Below are 19,172 nucleotides of genomic sequence, written 5' to 3'. Positions count from 1 at the left end.
TTTTTGCATGGGTTGCCCACCGATATCCAGGTGGCGAGCCAGCCCTCCTGTCCTGATGGCCACGCAAAGAAAAAGCGGCTTGCGCCGCTTTTTCTCATTGCCGACTGGGCCCCGATTACTCGACCGTGGCCGGCAGCAGGCGCTCGGGCTCGGACTGCGCGGTGACCACCAGCTCGTCGTCCTTGACATCGATGCTGACCCGGCCGCCGCCGATCAACTTGCCGAACAGCAGCTCGTCGGCCAGTGGGCGCTTGATCTTGTCCTGGATCACCCGCGCCATCGGGCGCGCACCCATCTGCGGGTCGAACCCGTGCTGGGCCAGCCAGTCGCGCGCTTCCGGCGTGGCCGAGAGCGTGACGTGCTTTTCGTGCAGCAGCATTTCCAGCTCGATCAGGAACTTGTCCACCACGCGCAGGATGTGGTCGAAGCCCAGCGCCTGGAACTGCACGATCGCGTCCAGGCGATTGCGGAATTCCGGCGTGAAGCCGCGACGAATCACTTCCATCGCATCGGTGGAATGATCCTGCTTGGTGAAGCCGATCGAGCGACGCGAAGCCTGGGCGGCACCGGCGTTGGTGGTCATCACCAGGATCACGTTCTTGAAGTTCGCCTCGCGCCCGTTGGTATCGGTCAGCACGCCGCGATCCATGACCTGCAACAGGATGTTGAAGATGTCCGGGTGGGCTTTTTCCACCTCATCCAGCAACAGCACGCAATGCGGGTTCTTGACGACCTTCTCGGTCAGCAGACCACCCTGGTCGAAACCGACATAGCCCGGAGGGGCGCCAATCAGGCGGCTGATCGAATGCGGCTCCATGTATTCGGACATGTCGAAGCGCACCAGCTCGATCCCGAGCTGCATCGCCAGCTGCTTGGTGACCTCGGTCTTGCCGACACCGGTCGGACCGGCGAACAGGAAGTTGCCGATCGGCTTGTCCGGATTGCCCAACCCCGAGCGCGCCAGCTTGATCGCCGAGGCCAGCGATTCGATCGCCGGGTCCTGGCCGAAGATCACCATCTTCAGGTTGCGGTCCAGGTGCTGCAGCACGTCCTTGTCGGTCGCGCTGACCTGCTTGGCCGGGATGCGCGCCATCTTGGCGACGATCGTCTCGATCTCTTCGATATCAATCAGGGTCTTGCGCTGTTCTTCCGGCAACAGGCGCTGGCGGGCGCCGGCCTCGTCGATCACGTCGATGGCCTTGTCCGGCAGCAGGCGGTCGCCGATGTGCTTGACCGACAGGTCGACCGCGGCCTGTAGCGCTTCGTCGGCATAGCTGACGTTGTGATGCGACTCGTACCTGGGCTTGAGGCCCTGCAGGATCTCGTAGGTCTCGCTGATGGTCGGCTCGACCACGTCGATCTTCTGGAAGCGGCGCGCCAGGGCGCGGTCCTTCTCGAAGATGCCGCGGTATTCCTGGAAGGTGGTCGAGCCGATGCAGCGCAGCTCGCCCGACGCCAGCGCCGGCTTGATCAGGTTGGACGCATCCATGGTGCCGCCCGACGCCGAGCCGGCACCGATGATGGTGTGGATCTCGTCGATGAACAGCACCGCGTTGGGCACTTTCTTCAACGCGCTGAGCACCGCCTTGAGGCGCTTCTCGAAGTCGCCGCGATACTTGGTACCCGCCACCAGCGCGCCCAGGTCGAGCGAGTAGATGACCGCGTCTTCCAGCACCTCGGGCACTTCGCCGTCGACGATGCGCTTGGCCAGGCCTTCGGCCAGGGCGGTCTTGCCGACACCGGCCTCGCCCACGTACAGCGGGTTGTTCTTGCGGCGGCGGCACAGGACCTGGATGGTGCGTTCGATCTCTTCGGCGCGGCCGACCAGCGGGTCGATCTTGCCGTTGCGCGCGGCTTCGTTGAGGTTGCTGGCGTATTCGGCCAGGGCGTCGCCCTTGGCCTCGCCTTCGCCGCCCTCTATCTTGCCTTCGGTGGATTCACCGGACGAGGCCTGCGGTTCGCCCTCGCCCTGCTTGGCGATGCCATGGGACAGGTAGTTGACGATGTCCAGGCGGGTCACGTCCTGCTGGTTCAGGAAATAGACCGCGTGGGAATCCTTCTCGCCGAAGATCGCCACCAGCACATTGGCGCCGGTGACCTCCTTCTTGCCCGAGGACTGCACGTGGTACACGGCCCGTTGCAGCACGCGCTGGAAGCCCAGGGTGGGCTGGGTGTCGCGCCCGTCATCTTCTGCCAAGCGCGAGACCGAGGCCTCCACGGCCTGGTCCAGGTCCGTACGCAGGCGTGCGGTATCGGCGCCGGTGGCCTTGAGGACGGCCTGGGCGGAGGGGTTGTCGAGTAATGCGAGCAGGAGATGCTCAACGGTCATGAACTCATGGCGCGCCTCGCGGGCGCGCTTGTAGCACTGGCCGATGGTCTGCTCGAGGTCTTTGCTGAACATGGATCGCTCCCAACTGCTGATGCCAACAATATGCGGCCTGTAGCGGGAATTTCCACAACGGGTTTGAACTGCTGTGTTCAGCCAGCGGTGGGCTGGCCTACGACCGGGGTCAGGACTGTTCCATCGTGCACAGCAAAGGATGCTGGCTCATCCGGGAAAACTCGTTCACCTGGGCGACCTTGGACTCTGCCACCTCACGCGTGTAGACGCCGCACACACCGCGGCCGCGGGTGTGGACGTGCAGCATCACCTGGGTGGCTTTCTCGATATCCATATTGAAGAACTGCTGCAGCACCTCGATGACGAAATCCATCGGGGTGTAGTCGTCGTTGAGCAGCAGGACCTGGTACAGCGGCGGTGGCGCGACTTCCGGCTTGCCGGTTTCGACCAGGACGCCGTGATCGTGCTCATGTTGGGGGGCTTGGGGCATGCGTGAATTATACGGATTGGACTGGCTGCGTCTGCGCACGCACAATTTGCCGGATGAAGAATGTCCGTCGCTTGCATGCCCGCAATGGATTTACGCGCAACTGTCCCAATATCGGGCCAATCTTCCTGATGGCGCGTCCGCAATGACGTTCACGACCGATCGCTTCTGGCAACCCGACACCACCGTGGCGACCATCGTGGTGCGCGATGGTCGGCTGCTAATGGTCGAAGAACACGCCGAAGGCTGGCTGGTGCTCAACCAGCCCGCCGGTCACCTGGAGCCGGATGAGAGCCTGCAGGACGCCGCGGTGCGCGAGACGCGGGAGGAAAGCGCCTGGACCGTGCGCCTGACCCAGTTCGTCGGCGCCTACCAGTGGAAGGCCGAGACCGGGCGCCATTACCTGCGTTTTGCCTTCGCCGCCGACCCGGTCTCGCACGACCCGGCCCTGACGCTGGACGAGGGCATCGTGCGTGCGGTCTGGATGACGCCGGACGAGCTGCAGCAGACACGCCAGCGCCATCGCAGCCCGCTGGTCTGGCAGGTGGTCGAAGACTATCTGGCCGGGCGCCGGTTTCCCCTGTCCGCCGTGAACCAGGTGCCATGAGTACGCCGCGCGTGATGGTGGGTGTGTCCGGTGGCGTGGATTCGTCGGTCGCCGCCCTGCAGCTGGTCCAGGCCGGCGAGCCGCTGGCCGGGTTGTTCATGCAGAACTGGTCGGATGATGGCTCCGGCGAATGCCGCGCCGAGGACGACCGGCGCGATGCGGTGGCGGTGTGCGGGCGGCTGGGCATCCCCTTCCACTTCCGCGATTTCTCGAAGGAATACTGGGATGGGGTGTTCGCCCACTTCCTGGCCGAATACGCCGCCGGCCGCACGCCGAACCCCGACGTGCTGTGCAACCGCGAGGTGAAGTTCAAGCACTTCATCGACGCCGCGCGCGAGCTGGGCGCCGAGAAGATCGCCACCGGCCACTACGCGCGGGTCGAACAGCGCGGCAAGCACTGGCACCTGCTGCGCGGCGCCGATGCGGGCAAGGACCAGAGCTATTTCCTGCATCAATTAGGACAGGAGCAGCTGGCTGCGACGCTGTTTCCGATCGGCCACCTGCACAAGCCGGACCTGCGCGGGATCGCCCGCGACGCCGGCCTGCCGGTACACGACAAGAAGGACTCGACCGGGATCTGCTTCATTGGCGAGCGTGATTTCCGCCAGTTCCTGGGCCAGTACCTGCCGGCCAAGGCCGGCGAGATGCGCGATCCTGACGGTGCGGTCATCGGCCAGCATCCGGGCGTGTTCTTCTTTACCCTTGGCCAGCGCGAAGGCCTGAACATCGGCGGCGTGCGCGGACGCGCCGCGGCGCCCTGGTATGTGGTCGGCAAGGATGTGGCGACCAATGTGCTGTACGTCGATCAGGACACCCGCAGCCCTTACCTGCATTCCACGCAACTCCATAGCGAGCCCATGCACTGGGTGTCAGGCAGCGCCCCCGCGGCGCGCTTCGACTGCAGTGCCCAGACCCGCTACCGGCAGGCTGCCGAAGCCTGCACGGTCAACGTACGAGAGGACGGAACACTGGATATCGAATTCGCACGCCCGCAACGCGCCGTCACGCCCGGCCAGTCCGTGGTGCTCTATGACGGCGATGACTGCCTGGGCGGCGCCGTGATCGCGACCACCAATGCGCCGCTGGAAGTGCGCCTGCAACAGGAGCGCGCGGCATGAGCGCGCCCCTGAGCGAACGCGTCCTGGCGCTGGCGGCGCTGGCCCAGGCGCTGGCCCAGGTGCGGCGCATCGCCGAAACCGGGCACTCGGACAACAGCGCCACCGGCGCGGTGCTGGACAGCGTGTTCCGGATGGATGCGCCTTCCACCGAAGCGGTGTACGACCGCGCGGCCAACCTTGGCCCGGGCCTGCGCCTGGTGCGCGATTATTTTGGCGGCGAGAACAAGGACCCGTCCCTGCCCCGCCTGGCCATGGCCGTGCTGCAGGTCGAGCGCCGCTTCATCCACGAAAAAGACACCGTCCAGGCCGTCACCGGTGGCCTGGAAGAGATCGCTCCCCAGGCCAGCGAGCGCGGCAGCACCCATCCGGACGTGTTGATGGCATTGGGCACGCTCTACGCTGACACCATCAGTCATCTGCGTCCGCGGGTGATGGTCCAGGGCAACCCGCATTACCTCGCCCAGCCAGGCGTGGTCTCGGAAATCCGCGCGATCCTGCTGGCCGCCGTGCGCGCGGCGGTGCTGTGGCGCCAGCTGGGCGGCAGCCTGTGGGACTTCGTGTTCGCCCGCAGGGCGATGGCGCAGGCGGCACGCGGCTGGCTGGGCGCCTGACGCAACGCTTCCCGACGATCCGTCAGCTGCGAACGAAGGCCGCGCCAGGCGGCGTCCGGTCCTTCTGCGCGCGCACCGCCGGGAATGCAGGCCTCGTCTTCGCGGCCTGCTAAAGACCCGGGACACATGGCCGATACAGCACTCGTGACTTTGCCGAGAACGTCCATGTATTCACGCCCGCTGATCCGTCTGGCCGCCCCGCTGGTCCTGACGTTGTTGTTTCCCGTTTCCGTTGGCTTCGATTGGCCAGCGCCAGCCCGTTGGGCCATCCTCACCACCATGACGTTGAGCTGGCTTGGGTTCGGTGCGTGGATGACCTACAGCCAGACCCGGCGGTCACCCGAGCAGGCCAAGGTCATGCGCGAGCAGGACCAGCTGCTTTCCGATCTGCGCAGTTTCGTGGGTAACGAGATCGAAGGTTCGCGCGGCGAAATCGAGCGGGCCCGCGAGCTGATCCGACAAGCCGTCTCCGGCCTCGGCGGCAGCTTCGAGGCGATGAACCGCAAGTCGCGCGAACAGAGTCAGGCACTGGCCCGGATCGTCGACCGCGCGGGCGACGATGGCGGTGCCGGTGTCGATGTGGCCCGCTTCGCCCAGCACGCCAGCTCCCGCATGGAGCAGCTGGTCGAAGCCCTGGAACAGGTCAGCGGCCAGAGCACCACCACGGTCCATCACATCGACGAAATGGCCCAGCACCTGGATGGCATCTTCGCCTTGCTCGAGGACGTCAAGTCGATCGCCGACCAGACCAACCTGCTGGCATTGAATGCCGCGATCGAGGCCGCACGCGCTGGCGAGGCCGGCCGCGGCTTCGCCGTGGTCGCCGACGAGGTGCGCAACCTCTCCGAGCGTTCGACCACGTTCAACGAACAGATCCGCAAGCTCGCGCACAGCTCCAAGGATGCCATCGCCAAGGTGCGGGAAACGGTCTCGCACATGGCGTCGCGCGACATGGATCGTTCCCGCGAGGCGCGCGTCGAGGCTGCCTCGATGCTGAACAACGTCGCTGCGATCAACAGGTCGCTGGGCGATGGCATGCGCGAGATTTCAGAATGCGGGCGTGCGATCGACAGCAGCGTGGCCGACGCGGTGCGCGCCCTGCAGTTCGAGGACATCGCCACCCAGGCACTGGGTGGCGTGCATACCCACCTGGACCGATTGACCGCGATCAATCGCGAGGCCGTTGGACTGCAGGAACTGTTGCACCGTCATGGTGGCGCCCCGGACGGCGAACTGGTCGCTGCACTACAGCGGGTCGGGACGCGCCTGCGCGAGATGCGCGTGGAATGGGAGCGCCCGCCGCACAAGGCGGTGGCACAGCAGAACATGGGCGCCGGCACGGTCGAGTTGTTCTGAGGACCCGCCCGATTGCAGCTTCGCCCCATGCGACGACAAGTCCCCGGTCCAGGCCGGGGTTTGTCGTTTCTGATCGCGACAGAAGGTCCAACCCCATGCCATCGCTCAATGCCCTGCCCTTGGCGGCCGCAGCCGGGAACACGGTGCTTTCCGAAGCGCGCCGCACAAGGTCGGGCCCTGGCAAAGCCGGGGAAGCATTGACGATGAATCCCCGCCGCGCGGTCCTGGAACAGCTGGAAACCTTGGCCCGGGCCGAGTTGCAAGACATGCGCTCCACGCACCGGGGCAACGCCGATGCGCCTGTGGCCGATGACAGCCTGGTCTGGCTCGGGCTGGCTTGGGATATGGGATTGACCGGCAGCAACATCGCGGAAGTCGAACTTCCCGAGTGAATCCCTGAAGCGACCTCCCACGATTCAAAGCGTAGCCCGGGTAAGCAACGCGCACCCGGGACCGGGCTCGCAGGCGACGTGCCCCCGGGTGCCGCCTATGGCCCTACCCGGGCGGCGAACCTGTCGGAATCGCCGTCTCGATGTGTCGTCGCGGACGCCGGCTTTCAACGCGTCTGACGCGAATCGCGACCAAGCCGCGACCAGACGCCGTGCCCGACGCCGCGGCATCCCTTGCAGCCAGGCGTTGCCTGGTCAGGAAGCGACCAGCGCTGGCCGACGGAACGCGGACGAAACCTGGTCGTGGTGGGCGCGCAGGAAGGCCCCCATCTCGCGCGATGGCAGCGGGCGTGAGTACAGATAGCCCTGGATCTCGTCACAGCCCTGCTCGCGGAGCAGCATCTCTTCCTGCATCGTTTCCACGCCTTCGGCCACCACTTCCATGCCCAGGGCGTGACCCAGCTGGACGATGGCCTGGGTGACCTTGGCGGTCCCGCTGTCCTGCAGCATGTCCTGCACGAAGCTGCGGTCGATCTTCAGGCGTTGCACCGGGAACCGGTTGAGGTAATGCAGGTTCGAAAATCCGGTCCCGAAATCGTCCACCGCCAGCTGCACGCCATGCTCCTCGAACAGTTCGAAGCAACGACGCAGCGCTTCGGTGTCGCGGATCAGCGCCGATTCGGTCAGCTCCAGCTCCAGCCGGGTCGGTGGCCAGCCGTGGGAACGACACAGCGCGATGACCCGTTCGGCAAAGCCGCGGTCGCGCAACTGCACCGCCGAGACGTTCACCGAGATCCGCTCCAGCTGCAGTCCCGCGCTGGCCCACGCCGCGGCCTGCCGGCATGCCTCGCCGATCACCCAGTCACCCAGGCGGACAATCTCGCCGCACTGCTCGGCGATGGGAATGAACTCGACCGGGCTGCAATGGCCAAGGTCGGGTCGGTGCCAGCGCAGCAGGGCCTCGACCGCCGGCGCGCGCCCACCGGCGGCATGTGCCAGCGGCTGATAGACCAGTGAAAATTCGTCGCGATCCAGCGCGCCGCGAAGTGCGCGTTCGATCTCCAGGCGTCGTTGCGTCCGCTGCAGGACATCCTGGCTGTAGTACTGGCAGGCATTGCGACCCGACTCCTTGGCGGCATGCATCGCAGCGTCCGAAGCCTGCAGCAGGCTGTCGAAGTCCCGACGCCCGTCCTCCATCAGGGCGATGCCGATGCTCGCGCCCAGCTTGATGACCAGTTCGTTCCTGTCCAGCGGCTCGGCCAGCGCTGCCATCAACTTGCGCGCGACATGGCCTGCATCCTCCGGTTCGGCCAGGTCGCGCAGGACCACCACGAATTCGTCGCCGCTGAACCGGCCGAACAGATCGTTGGTCCGCAGCTGCTGATGCATGCGCGTGGCCGCCAGCTTCAACAGCGCATCGCCGGTGGCGTGGCCGAAGGAATCGTTGATGCTCTTGAAGCCGTCGAGGTCGACGAACAGCATCGCCAGGGTGCTGCCCCGCTCGGCCGCTTCCTGCATTGCCTGCTCGACCTGGCTGCGCAGCAGCGTGCGATTGGGCAGGCCGGTCAGCGCGTCGTAATGGGCGAGCAGTTCGATGCGCTCGCGGCTCTCGCGTTCGCGGGTAATGTCACGAAACAGGACCACGAACCGTTGCGGCAGTCCGTCCCGGTTATCCAGTTCGATCAGCACCTGCACCCAGAGCCGCTGCCCCGACGCCCGGTGGAAACACAGGTCCAGCTGTTCGGGCAGTCCGCCCTGCGCGATGCGCGACAGGGCCGCTTCGAACGCATCCTGCGAGTCCCGGGTGTACAGGGACAGCAGCCTGTCCAGCGCAACCGGCTCCTTGCGCAATCCATGGATGCGGTAGCACTCCTCGGTGCACTGGATGCGGCGCGTGTCGACTTCGATTTCGCACCCACCGATCCTGCCCAGCGCCGAGACGCGGTTGAGCAGCTCGGTCCGCCAGCGGATCAATGCATCGGTCTGGCGCTGTTCGGTGATGTTCTGGACCTGGCCCAGGACCCGGTTGATGCGCCCGGCCCGGTCCAGCATCGGTTGCGCCCACAGGCGCAGGTGCAACGGCGACGCCCGGTTGGCCACCAGCTCGATATCCAGGTTCACCGGCTTGCCTTCGCGCTTCAGCCGCCGCCAGGCGCCGGCAAGCTGCGCGGCGGATTCACGACTCAGCAGGCGCAGCCAGCCACGGCTGTTTGGAAATTGGCCATCGGTGGGCGCCGTCAATGCCAGGAATTCGCGCGACCACCAGGCCTGGTCCTGTTCCACGTCCCACGACCAGCTGCCAGTGTTGGTGACCCGTTGTGCATCGCGCAGCATGACCTGCTGATCGCGCAGGCGCTGTTCCAGGAGCTTCTGCTCATGGATGTCGGTATGGGTTCCCACCATGCGCAGCGGGCTGCCGTCGGCGGTGCGTGCAACCAGGCGGCCGCGATCCAGGATCCAGCGCCATTGCCCATCGTTGTGGCGGATACGGAACTCGCTCGCATAACGCGGCGTGCGACCGTCGAAATGGGCCTGGACCGCATCCCGCACATTGCGCTGATCATCGGGATGGACCAGTTGCAGCATGGCATTCAGGCCGTTGGCGAGCGCACGGTCGTCCTGGCCCAGGACCTGCTTCCCGCGGTCAGAGCGGAAGAAGGTGTCGCTGGGGATGTCCCAGTCCCACAGGCATTGCTCCGAACTTTCCAGTGCGACCTCCCAACGCGTCGCACCTTCGCTGGCGACGGGCTCGGGCACGCTCAGGGTGTAGGCCAGCAGTGCTCCCTGCTCGTCGCGGACCGCGCGCAGCCAGCCATCCAGGCGCCTTCCGCCACTTCCCGGCAGCGTACAGGGCAGCATCGGCTGGCCGTCGTCCAGGCAAGCGCGAAGCTCATACAGCAGGCCCGCATAGGCTTCCACGGTCCGCGGCAGTTCCATGGCCTGCGCCGCCGCATTGGCCGCCAGCGGCCGACCATCCGGGGCCAGCAACAGCAAGGCCGACGTGAGGGGGTGCTGCAGCAGGCTTGAGATGACGCCGTGATCCAAGTGGGTGACTCCGTTGCACCGCCCTGGGGCTGGCGGACGAAATCGATATCGGCGCCTGCCGCGGTTAATTGAGCGCCTGGCCGCCGTGATTGGCCTCACCGATGCCGCTAAGATGAGACGGGATGAAGACAGCCGCGCCAGGCAGCCCGGACATGCGCACAGGTCACGCAGATTCGCCCTCCGTTTCCCGGCAGCCGCCTGCAGGGCGAAGCCACTACTGGCCCCGTCAGGGCATCTGGCTGATCGTTGCCTGTTACCTGTCGCTCGGCCTGCTCTGGATCATCGGCGGCGACTGGCTCATGACGCGCTTCATGCCCGGGCGCCAACGTTCCAGTGTGTCGCAGCTGGCAAGCAACGCCATGTTCCTGGTGGCAACAGCCATCGTGCTGTTGCTGCTCCTGAGGGCGCGGGTGCGAAGCGCACTGCGGGTGCGCCTTCAACTCGCCAGCGCCGAGGCCAGCCGCAGCGCCCTGTTCCAGGCCAATCCCAATCCCATGCTCGTCTACGACCTGAACGACCTGCATGTGATCGAGGCCAACCTGGCTGCGGCTGCGTTCTTCGGCTGGCCGTCCGATCAGCTCATCGGCCTGGACGTCCAGCAGCTTTGGCCACCTTCCACGGAACTGCGCCTGCATCGAGGCCTTGAAAAAACCGACGATGGTGCGGACCCGGTGCAGGTGATGGACGGGCCGATGCAATGTCGTGACGGCAGCCTGCGTGTCGTCCAGGCCCGCAGCAACGCGCTGGATCATCGGGGCACAGTTGCCGGACTGCTCGTGATCAACGACCGCAACGCCGAGCATGACGCACAGATGCGGCGCGACCAGGCACTGCAACGCCTTGAAGAAGCACAGGCGATCGCACAACTCGGCTCCTGGGAACTGGACCCGGCCAGCGGACTGGGCAGGTATTCGCGACAGGTCTACCGCATGCTCGGAAGGCCCATCCCGCCTGATGACCGTCGCCATCATGGTTTCGAGGCGCTGCTGGCGTCCTTCGATACCGGGACCCAGGCCCACCTGTGCCAGGTGCTGCGGGACATGCAGGGTGAAGCGCCCGTGGAACTGGACATGCTCGTGCCGATCACCGACGCCGATGGCCGCCAGCGGACACTGCACCTGCGTGCGGGATCAACACGGGACGACAACGTGCCGTGCATCCGCGGGACGCTGCAGGACGTCACCGAACACGAAAGTTCCAGGCGCCTGCTGCGGGAACGCGAGGAGCAGTTCCGCGAACTGGTGCGGGTGCTGCCCGACGGCGTGGTGATCCTGGACCAGGAACTGGTGCTCTACATCAATGCTGCGTGCGCCGGGCAGTTTGGCTGCGCGCCGGAAAGCCTGCTGGGCGAGGCGTTGCACGATCTGGTCCTGGAGGAGGACCTTGAACGCGTGCGTGACCAGCTGCAGGCCTCCCATCAGCGCAGCGAGCCAGGGATCACCGTCCGCATGCAACGCCGCGACGGCGTGCTGTTCCAGGCGGGCCTGTCCTTCGGCGATGTCCGCTACAGCGGCCGCAACTGCAAGCTGCTGCTGGTGCGCGACCTGAGCGAGCCGGAGCGGATGCGCGATGCGCTCGCCCTGAGCAACGGGGAACTCCACGCCATGGCGCGACGGCTGTTCTCGCTGCAGGAAGACGAGCGCCGCGCCATCTCGCGCGACCTGCATGACGATATCGGCCAGGCCATCACCGCGATGAAGCTGTCGGCGCATGCGGCGTTGGAAGAAACCGACGCCCAGCGGCGGCAGGAGGACCTGCAGGAGATCATCTCGCTTGCCGACGGCAGCATGACCAAGCTGCGCAACCTGTCGATGTTGCTGCGTCCCCCGCAGCTCGACGCCCTGGGCCTGGAGGCAGCGCTGCGCTGGCAGGCCAGCATGCTGTTCCGCGCATCGGCGGTCCACCTGCAGATGGAACGTCCAGCTGCTTCCCTCCCGGCCGAGTGGCGAGGTCGAACAGGCGTGCTTCCGGATCGCGCAGGAAGGCCTGACCAACGCCCTGCGGCACGCCTGTGCCGGACAGGTGCAACTGGCGTTGCGCGATGATGACGGCCATCTGCGTCTTGAGGTGGTCGACGATGGCGATGGGTTTGATCCCAAGGGACCGCGCGGGCTGGGCCTGATCGTGATGCGCGAACGCGCCCAGAGCGTCGGGGGAACCTTGCTGATCGATTCAGCGCCGGGCGCGGGCACCCGGATCATGCTCCACCTGCCCTATGCCATGGCGACGGCACCGACAGCGATTGTGGAGCACTGACAGGATGTGGAATCCGGTTTCACCAGCCCCGCAGGGCGACCAGATGCCCCTGCGTCTCGGGGCGGGCCATCCAGCGCTGGTCGAGATGGTTGATCGCGCACTCGCCGAGGGCCATGGCGTGATGGTGTTGCATATCGACATCGACCATTTCGCCTCGATCAACGAAGCGATGGGTGGCGAGGTCGGCAACCAGGCGCTGTTGCTGGTGATGGAGCGCCTGCGCGAGCACCTGCGTGGGCGCGGCCTGCTGTGGCGCCACGGCAGCGACGAGCTGCTGATGGCCGTTCCCCGCCGCGGCGACATACCGCCACCGGACGTGTTTGCCGAGGAAATCCGCCAGCAGATCGAGCTTCCGCTGTCGGTCCTGCCCTACCACCTGTTCATGACGGGCAAGATCGGGATGAGCCTGTGTCCCGAGCATGCGACGCGGGTATCGACACTGCTGGACTATGCCGAGGATGCGTTGTCGCAGGCCGCGCGCGAGGGCGGCAATACGGTGCGCGTGTTCGAGACCGACGGCCAGCCCGGTACCCACCACGAGCAGACCATTTCACGACAGATCGTCGATGCCATTCCCAATGGCGAGCTGCGCCTGAGGTACCAGCCCATGGTCAGCGCCCGGGACGGCCGGGTCGTCGGCATGGAATCGCTGGTGCGCTGGCAATCACCCACCATGGGCATGCTGGTGCCGGAACGTTTCATGCGCACCGCCGAGCGCCTGGGCGTGATCGTGCAGATCGGCGCCTGGGTCATGGAAGGCGCGCTGCGGCAGGCGCGGGCATGGCGCGACCAGGGCTTCGACGATTTCACCATCGCGGTCAACGTGTCCACGCTGCAGCTGTTGCGCCCCACGTTCTTCAGTGAAGTCATGGCGGCGCTCCAGGCCACGGGTGTCCCGCCGCAGACACTCATCCTGGAGATCAACGAGAGCGCGCTGACCAAGAACGTCAACTTCGTCCATGAAACGCTGGCCAATCTCAGCACGGAAGGCATCGGCCTGAGCCTGGACAACTTCGGCACGGGTGATTCCAGCCTGACCGCACTGGTGCGCTACCCGGTCGACAAGCTGAAGATCGATCGCAGCTTCATCAACAGCGCCCCGGGCGGCAACCGCGAGGCGGCCATCGTCCGCGCGATCATCGCGATGGGCCACCAGCTCGGCATGGTCGTGGTGGCCAATGGGGTCGAATCCCAGGCACAGCTCGGCTTCCTGCGGCGCAACGATTGCGACATCTTCCAGGGCTACCTGTTCGGCGAGCCGATGTCGGCCGAGACCGCAGGCAGCGCCCTGCGGCGTCGTTACCTGCGGCCGGAATCGTTCACCGAGACGCACCCGGACCGGACCCTGCTGTTGCTGGACGACGAAGAGAATGTCCTGAGGTCGCTGGTACGCCTGTTCCGCCGCGATGGCTATCGGATCCTTGCCGCCGGCAACGTGCGCGATGCCTTCGACCTGTTGGCCACCAACGACGTCCAGGTGATCCTGTCGGACCAGCGCATGTCGGACATGAGCGGCACCGAGTTCCTGGGCAGGGTCAAGATGCTCTACCCCGATACCATCCGCCTGGTCCTGTCCGGATACACCGACCTGGCCACGGTCACCGACGCGATCAACCGCGGCGCGATCTATCGCTTCCTGACCAAGCCCTGGGACGACGACGAACTGCGCACGCACATCCAGCAGGCGTTCCGCACCCATGACGAGCAGCGCCGCGACCTTCCATTGGCATCGCGCGACTAGGCACCACCATTCTTGCGGACCGCGGCCAGGCTGTTGCCTTGGTCATGTAGGTGCCGGATTGATCAGAACTGTGCGGGCAACGCGGGCTTTTTCGTTGCCGGCTGGCGTGCGGGAATCACGATGCGGAAGCACGCGCCTTCGCCAAGCACGCTGGTGACATCGATCCGGCCATGGTGCTTGTTGATGATGCCGTAGGAGATCGACAGGCCCAGCCCGGTCCCGCTACCAACCGGCTTGGTGGTGAAGAACGGATCGAAGATCCGCTGCATCAGGTCCGGCGCGATCCCGGCCCCGGAATCCTTGAATTCGATCCACACCTGGTCACCCTCCTGGCCGGTGCTGACCGTGATCGTGCCGCGCTCGCCAATTGAATGACCGGCGTTGAGCAGCAGGTTCATGTAGACCTGGTTCAACTCCGACGGCAGGCATTCCACCAGCGGCAGTTCGCCATAATTGCGCTGCAGGGTGACCTTGTACTTGAGCTCGTTCCAGATGATGTTGATCGTGGATTCCAGGCCCGCGTGCAGATCCACCAGCTTCCAGGATTCGGCCTGGTCGAAGTACGAGAAATCCTTCAGGTCGCGCACGATCCGGGTGACGCGTTCGATGCCCTCGCGCGATTCGGCCATCAACTGCGGCAGGTCGCGACTGATGAAGTCGATGTCGAAGCGGGTGCGGATGTCGTCGATCTCGCTCAGCAGCGCCTTCGGATCGGGCGCGCGCAGGGCGCGTTCGTAGGCTTCGATCAGGGTGAACAGGCTGCGCAGGTATTCCTGGAGGCTGCCCAGGTTGGAGTGCACGTAGCCGATCGGGTTGTTGATCTCGTGGGCGACGCCGGCGGCAAGCTGGCCGATGGAGGCCATCTTTTCGGACTGCAGCAGCTTGTCCTGTGCGCCATTGAGGCGCATGTACGCCTGGCGAAGCTCGGCATGGCGCTGCTGCAACTCCTGTTCGAACCCTTCCTGGCCTTCGACACCCTGGATCAGGACCAGATAGTGTCCGCCCTCATCGTCGTCATGGAAGTACAGATGGGCCAGGACGACACGGTCCTCGGCCGGCAGGCTGCCACTCCAGCGACCATTGGTCCTGGCCTGCAACAGCGCGTCGTTCGGGAGGCGTTCGGTCAGGCGCTCGCCCAGCGTGCGCGGGTCATCGGCCCGGTCGGCATCGACTTCGCACAGGTGGCTGCGTGCGGCGCTGTTGGCAAGCACCAGCCGGCCATCGGCACGGAACAGCATCACGCCCTCGTACATCAACTCGCCCAGGGCAAGCATCGTCCTGCGCGACGGCAAGGCTGCCGGTTCTGTCTGGTCGGGATCTGCGGAGTTCACGAGCGGCAACGGATGACGAACGAAGCCGCAATATACCCGGTCGGCGCGATCCGCCGACGGACTCAGGCGATGGCCAGGGAGCGGCTGGCCTGCAGCGTGGTGGACTGCCCATTGGCGTCATAGGACGGCGCGCTTTCACTGCGCCCCAGGTGTCGCAGGGCCCAGTTGACCTCGCGCCGGCGCCGCGCCAGCAGTACACCGTTCGCGCGATTGGCATCGGCCAGTTCGAGCAGGCGCTCGCGCTGATCGCGCGGGACATCGGCCTCAAGCGCACGCAGCGCTTCCAGCTTGTCCCGGGTGGCCTGCATCAGCCCCTGGACATCGTGCTCGAGCAAGGCCTGGCGCTCCCCAGCAAGGGCCTCACCCAGGCGCTGCAACGGCTCGATCACCACGCAGACGATCCACTCAACTGCTGATCCAGGCTCAGCATGCCGCTGGCGATGGCGTCCGGATCGATCTTGTAGCTGCCGTTCTGCAGCGAGTTCCTGATCGCCTCGACCCTGCTGCTGTCGATGGGCGAAGCCTGCCCCAGGTCACGCTGCAGCGCCTGCAGGTTGGCGGCCTGGCCGGTCAGCTTGAGGCTGTCGCCGCTGATGCTCGGAATATCGGTGACGACCGCGGACGAAGAACCATCCCATGCCGTTGCGGAAGTCTTGCTGGTACGCAGCAAGGCGCTACCGGGCAGGCTTCCTTCGATTTTCTGATTCATGACGGACATGTCCTTTTCAACTCGGAGGTGATAGCGGCGGCTTGCGCGCCGACTTTAGGAGAAATTTCAGCGGGTCACCAGGACCGCGCCACTGGCCTGCACAATGCCCTGGATCACCTTCCGCGAGGATGAATTCTCCACCGCGACCCGCTCGTCCTGGCCTGCGTCGGCCAGCGCCCGTCCACTCATGCGGACCTCCACCCCACCGTAGCGGGCCACAAGCGACACCATGTCTCCGCGTCGCACCAGGCGCTGGGAGACCAGCACGCCGGCCGACAGCATGGTGCCCGCCGGCAGTACCCGGCGCGCGGCCTTGCCAACTGCCTCGCCCGGATCAGCCAGGACTGCACCGGCAATACGCGAGGCATCACGCTTTTCGATGGTGATGTCGGCCAGGGCAATGATCTCTCCCGCTGCCAGGCCCCGGTTCAGCACCAGGACGTCCTGGTTCCTCCGGACCTTGACTGGCACGAACAGCCGCCATCCGGATGCCTGGGGACAGGCCACTTCCACCGTACTTTGGCCGGTGGGCTGGGCCTGCAAGGCCACCGGGCATGCCGGCATGCGCAAGCCGGGGTCGAGCGTGGCCTCGGCGTCGGCGTCCGGGCCGACCGTGGACAGAGCGGCGGCACGGATGGATTCCACCGTCTGGAATTGCCCGGTTGCCCAGGCCGGGGCGGCGATCAACAACAGGACAAGCAGGATCAGGCGCATTGATGGCTCCATGCGGGGGAAGTCAGTGGACGCTGGTTGCAAGCGGCGTGCCGGAACTGGGTCGAACGCGCACCAGCGGCCGCCCGTCCTTCCCATGCGCCATTTCCGAGCCCCGGATTTCCCGCCTCAAGTTCGGCCGGCTGGTGGTCGATATCCAGTGCATGTCACATGACCTGCTTGACCGCATTGATCAGCGCACGCGCCTGGCGGGGCACAACCGCCTTGCCCTGCTGCTTTTCCGGCTGGGTGGCCGCCAACTTTTTGGCGTCAACGTTTTCAAGGTCCAGGAGGTCCTGCGCCGCCCTGACCTGTTCCGGGTGCCGGGCCTGCCTTCACAGTTTGCCGGTGTGGCCGACATCCGCAGATGCTCGGTGCCGGTGCTCGACCTGGGCCTGGCGATTGGCCACCCCGAACGCGAGCCGGGTACGGACGCGATCCCGGGCTATGTGGTGGTGACCGAGTTCAACCGCTCGGTGCAGGGCTTCCTGGTCAGCGGCGTCGAACGCATCGTCAACATTGCCGTCGAGGACATCCACCCACCGCCGGAGCTCGGCTCGGCAGCCACGTACCTGACCGCGGTGACGCGCTTCCAGGGCGAGCTGATCCAGGTGATCGACGTGGAAAGCGTCATGGCGGACATCGCCAACGTCGATACCGACATCCGGCTCGATCCCTCGCTGGTGCTGGACACCGCCGGGCGCGAATTGCAGGTCCTGGTGGTGGACGATTCACGCGTGGCGCGCCAGCAGATCCGCAGCGTGCTTGACCAGCTTGGGGTGGGCGCCACGCTGCTTTCCGACGGCCGCCAGGCGCTGGACCACCTCTTGCAGGTACTGGCCTCGGGCGAGGATCCGGCCAGCCGCTATGCCATGGTGATTTCCGACATCGAAATGCCAACGATGGACGGTTACACGCTGACGACGGAAATCCGGCGCAATCCCGGCCTGGCCGGGCTGTACGTCCTGCTCCACACCTCGTTGTCGGGCGTCTTCAACAACGCGATGGTTGAACAGGTGGGCGCCAATGCCTTCGTGGCCAAATACAGTGCCCATGAGTTGGCTGCATTCGTGCTGACACGACTGAAGGACGTTGCGCGAGCCGTTTGACGGCTCCACAGACGCGCCACCCGGGCCCGCCGACCGTCATGAGGAGGGCTGACACCAGCCCTCCCGCGGATATCGAAAGCACCCGGGCCCTACCGGGCCGTGGCTTCAGGCAAACACGTCCAACAGCGATCCGATCGCCGATTCGCCCGCCAGCGCCGTCACGCCGGCCCCTACCGTCATGCTGCCGTTGGCCATTCCAGCCACCACGGCGAGCCTGGCGATGTCCTTGACGTCCCCATGCAACGCGCCCTGCACGGTGCCCTTCACTGCCTGCCACGCGGCGCCGACGGTATGCCCAACGGCTGAAGAAACGATTCCCAAGTCCCTACTCCTGTAAAGAACGGCCAGCCAAGCTGACGACAGGTCGCCACACTCGGGCGATCAAGGCATCAATTGACATGAAGTGACACACGGGAAGTTATCGGAGCCATTGGCGAACATCTTTAGCCCAAATTGACATTCATCACGAGGTTTGCCAATTGGCCTGGTCTCGGCTTTGGCACAGCGCTTGCTTTCTCCAGGCAGCCACTCACGCCCGAGGCCCTCCATGCCCAACCCCATTTCGGCCTATCTCGGCATCCAGGCCAGCGCGCTGCCGTTGCGCGAGGAACGGATGAAGCTCATCGCCAGCAACCTGAGCAACGCTGACACGCCGGGTTACAGGGCCAAGGATCTGGACTTCAAGGCCGCACTTGAGGCCGCCGGCCAGCAGCAAGGAGGGCTGGCGACCACCGACCCGGGCCATATCGCGGTTGCAGACAGTGGGCCTGGGGCATTCCTGTTTAACCGTGATTCGGTCCAGCCCAGCCTGGACGGCAATACGGTCGATCCCGATACCGAACGCGCGGCCTACGGTCGTGCGGCGCTCGAATACCGCGCCTCGCTCTCGTTCCTCGAATCGAAGGTCAAGAGCATGTTGACCGCGATCACCGGCCAGTAAGGAGCCACGCCATGAGCAACCTGCCGATCTTCGATGTCGCCGGCTCGGCCCTGCAGGCGCAATCGGTGCGACTGAGCACCATTGCCTCCAACCTGGCCAACGCCGATTCGGTGGCGTCCTCGCCCGACCAGGTCTACCGACCGATCGAACCGATCTTCCAGGCCCAGCCCAATCGCGAGGACTCCAGCCTCACCGGGGTCAGGGTCAAGGAGATCAGCCAGAGCGAAGCTGCTCCGATCAAACGCTATGAGCCCGGCCATCCGCTGGCCGACGCCGACGGCTACGTCTACGCGCCCGATGTCGATCCGGTGGCGCAGATGGTCAACATGATTTCCGCTTCGCGCAGTTACCAGGCAGGCGTTGAGATGCTCAACACCGCCAAAGATCTGGCACTGGCCACTCTGACAATGGGTCGCTGAGG

At 65.6% G+C, this 19,172-nt stretch carries 19 protein-coding genes; 11 read left to right on the top strand and 8 right to left on the bottom strand.

What is annotated here, in order from left to right; genetic code table 11:
- Positions 1-115: 115 nt before the first annotated feature.
- Entirely contained in the window at positions 116-2,401 is a 2,286-nt protein-coding gene (gene clpA, locus O8I58_RS02885) for an ATP-dependent Clp protease ATP-binding subunit ClpA (protein WP_298320525.1), read from the bottom strand.
- 109 nt (positions 2,402-2,510) lie between these two features.
- Positions 2,511-2,831: an ATP-dependent Clp protease adapter ClpS gene (clpS, locus tag O8I58_RS02880; protein WP_298320523.1), complete on the bottom strand. Its 321-nt coding sequence runs from the start codon at positions 2,829-2,831 to the stop codon at positions 2,511-2,513.
- Positions 2,832-2,973: 142 nt separating this feature from the next.
- Here clpS and O8I58_RS02875 point away from each other — a divergent pair, with 142 nt between their 5' ends.
- The 5 genes from O8I58_RS02875 to O8I58_RS02855 all read left to right on the top strand — a co-directional run bounded on the left by O8I58_RS02875 (position 2,974) and on the right by O8I58_RS02855 (position 6,912).
- On the top strand, positions 2,974-3,435 hold the full coding sequence (locus O8I58_RS02875) for an NUDIX hydrolase (RefSeq protein ID WP_298320521.1): 462 nt from the start codon (positions 2,974-2,976) through the stop codon (positions 3,433-3,435).
- Positions 3,432-4,553: a tRNA 2-thiouridine(34) synthase MnmA gene (gene mnmA, locus O8I58_RS02870; protein ID WP_298320519.1), complete on the top strand. Its 1,122-nt coding sequence runs from the start codon at positions 3,432-3,434 to the stop codon at positions 4,551-4,553. Before O8I58_RS02875 ends, mnmA begins: the two co-directional genes overlap by 4 nt.
- The gene (gene hflD / locus O8I58_RS02865) at positions 4,550-5,164 is read left to right on the top strand and encodes a high frequency lysogenization protein HflD (RefSeq protein ID WP_298320517.1); all 615 of its coding nucleotides are present in this window, start codon (positions 4,550-4,552) and stop codon (positions 5,162-5,164) included. The genes mnmA and hflD overlap by 4 nt, the downstream gene beginning before the upstream one ends.
- Positions 5,165-5,329: 165 nt before the next feature.
- Complete coding sequence (locus O8I58_RS02860; RefSeq protein WP_298320515.1) at positions 5,330-6,520, top strand: methyl-accepting chemotaxis protein; 1,191 nt, start codon at positions 5,330-5,332, stop codon at positions 6,518-6,520.
- Positions 6,521-6,615: 95 nt separating this feature from the next.
- The gene (locus O8I58_RS02855) at positions 6,616-6,912 is read left to right on the top strand and encodes a hypothetical protein (RefSeq protein ID WP_298320514.1); all 297 of its coding nucleotides are present in this window, start codon (positions 6,616-6,618) and stop codon (positions 6,910-6,912) included.
- A gap of 252 nt (positions 6,913-7,164) precedes the next feature.
- Here O8I58_RS02855 and O8I58_RS02850 read toward each other — a convergent pair whose 3' ends face one another.
- On the bottom strand, positions 7,165-9,954 hold the full coding sequence (locus O8I58_RS02850; RefSeq protein ID WP_298320513.1) for a bifunctional diguanylate cyclase/phosphodiesterase: 2,790 nt from the start codon (positions 9,952-9,954) through the stop codon (positions 7,165-7,167).
- Positions 9,955-10,106: 152 nt separating this feature from the next.
- Between O8I58_RS02850 and O8I58_RS02845 the strand changes: the two genes are divergently transcribed.
- From O8I58_RS02845 to O8I58_RS02840, 3 genes are read left to right on the top strand one after another with little or no spacing between them, the layout of a single operon-like run.
- Positions 10,107-11,999, top strand: a complete 1,893-nt coding sequence (locus tag O8I58_RS02845; protein ID WP_345781321.1) for a PAS domain-containing sensor histidine kinase — start codon at positions 10,107-10,109, stop codon at positions 11,997-11,999.
- Positions 11,926-12,210, top strand: a complete 285-nt coding sequence (locus tag O8I58_RS19265) for an ATP-binding protein (RefSeq protein ID WP_345781338.1) — start codon at positions 11,926-11,928, stop codon at positions 12,208-12,210. Before O8I58_RS02845 ends, O8I58_RS19265 begins: the two co-directional genes overlap by 74 nt.
- Positions 12,211-12,214: 4 nt before the next feature.
- Positions 12,215-13,951 carry an EAL domain-containing protein gene (locus tag O8I58_RS02840; RefSeq protein ID WP_298320512.1) on the top strand — a complete coding sequence of 579 codons (1,737 nt, stop codon included), beginning with the start codon at positions 12,215-12,217 and terminating at the stop codon, positions 13,949-13,951.
- 62 nt (positions 13,952-14,013) lie between these two features.
- Here the strand turns inward: O8I58_RS02840 and O8I58_RS02835 are convergent, their stop codons facing one another.
- The 4 genes from O8I58_RS02835 to flgA form a co-directional block, all read right to left on the bottom strand.
- Positions 14,014-15,225: an ATP-binding protein gene (locus O8I58_RS02835; protein ID WP_298320510.1), complete on the bottom strand. Its 1,212-nt coding sequence runs from the start codon at positions 15,223-15,225 to the stop codon at positions 14,014-14,016.
- Between the two features lie 119 nt (positions 15,226-15,344).
- Positions 15,345-15,671, bottom strand: coding sequence for a flagellar protein FlgN (locus O8I58_RS02830; protein ID WP_298320509.1), 327 nt, complete (start codon positions 15,669-15,671; stop codon positions 15,345-15,347).
- On the bottom strand, positions 15,668-15,991 hold the full coding sequence (flgM, locus tag O8I58_RS02825) for a flagellar biosynthesis anti-sigma factor FlgM (protein ID WP_298320507.1): 324 nt from the start codon (positions 15,989-15,991) through the stop codon (positions 15,668-15,670). The genes O8I58_RS02830 and flgM overlap by 4 nt, the downstream gene beginning before the upstream one ends.
- Positions 15,992-16,057: 66 nt before the next feature.
- The gene (flgA, locus tag O8I58_RS02820) at positions 16,058-16,705 is read right to left on the bottom strand and encodes a flagellar basal body P-ring formation chaperone FlgA (RefSeq protein ID WP_298320505.1); all 648 of its coding nucleotides are present in this window, start codon (positions 16,703-16,705) and stop codon (positions 16,058-16,060) included.
- Between the two features lie 161 nt (positions 16,706-16,866).
- Between flgA and O8I58_RS02815 the strand changes: the two genes are divergently transcribed.
- Entirely contained in the window at positions 16,867-17,811 is a 945-nt protein-coding gene (locus tag O8I58_RS02815; protein WP_298320501.1) for a chemotaxis protein, read from the top strand.
- Positions 17,812-17,916: 105 nt separating this feature from the next.
- Here the strand turns inward: O8I58_RS02815 and O8I58_RS02810 are convergent, their stop codons facing one another.
- Positions 17,917-18,132, bottom strand: a complete 216-nt coding sequence (locus O8I58_RS02810) for a hypothetical protein (protein ID WP_298320499.1) — start codon at positions 18,130-18,132, stop codon at positions 17,917-17,919.
- 226 nt (positions 18,133-18,358) lie between these two features.
- Between O8I58_RS02810 and flgB the strand changes: the two genes are divergently transcribed.
- The gene (flgB, locus tag O8I58_RS02805) at positions 18,359-18,751 is read left to right on the top strand and encodes a flagellar basal body rod protein FlgB (protein WP_298320497.1); all 393 of its coding nucleotides are present in this window, start codon (positions 18,359-18,361) and stop codon (positions 18,749-18,751) included.
- An 11-nt stretch (positions 18,752-18,762) separates the two neighbouring features.
- Positions 18,763-19,170, top strand: a complete 408-nt coding sequence (gene flgC / locus O8I58_RS02800) for a flagellar basal body rod protein FlgC (protein WP_298320495.1) — start codon at positions 18,763-18,765, stop codon at positions 19,168-19,170.
- Positions 19,171-19,172 lie beyond the last annotated feature (2 nt).

Origin of the sequence: Pseudoxanthomonas sp., from assembly GCF_027498035.1 — a bacterium.
Lineage (GTDB): Bacteria > Pseudomonadota > Gammaproteobacteria > Xanthomonadales > Xanthomonadaceae > Pseudoxanthomonas_A.
Note: the sequence above shows the minus strand (reverse complement) of the source record. Positions and strands in the feature narration are given on the sequence as shown.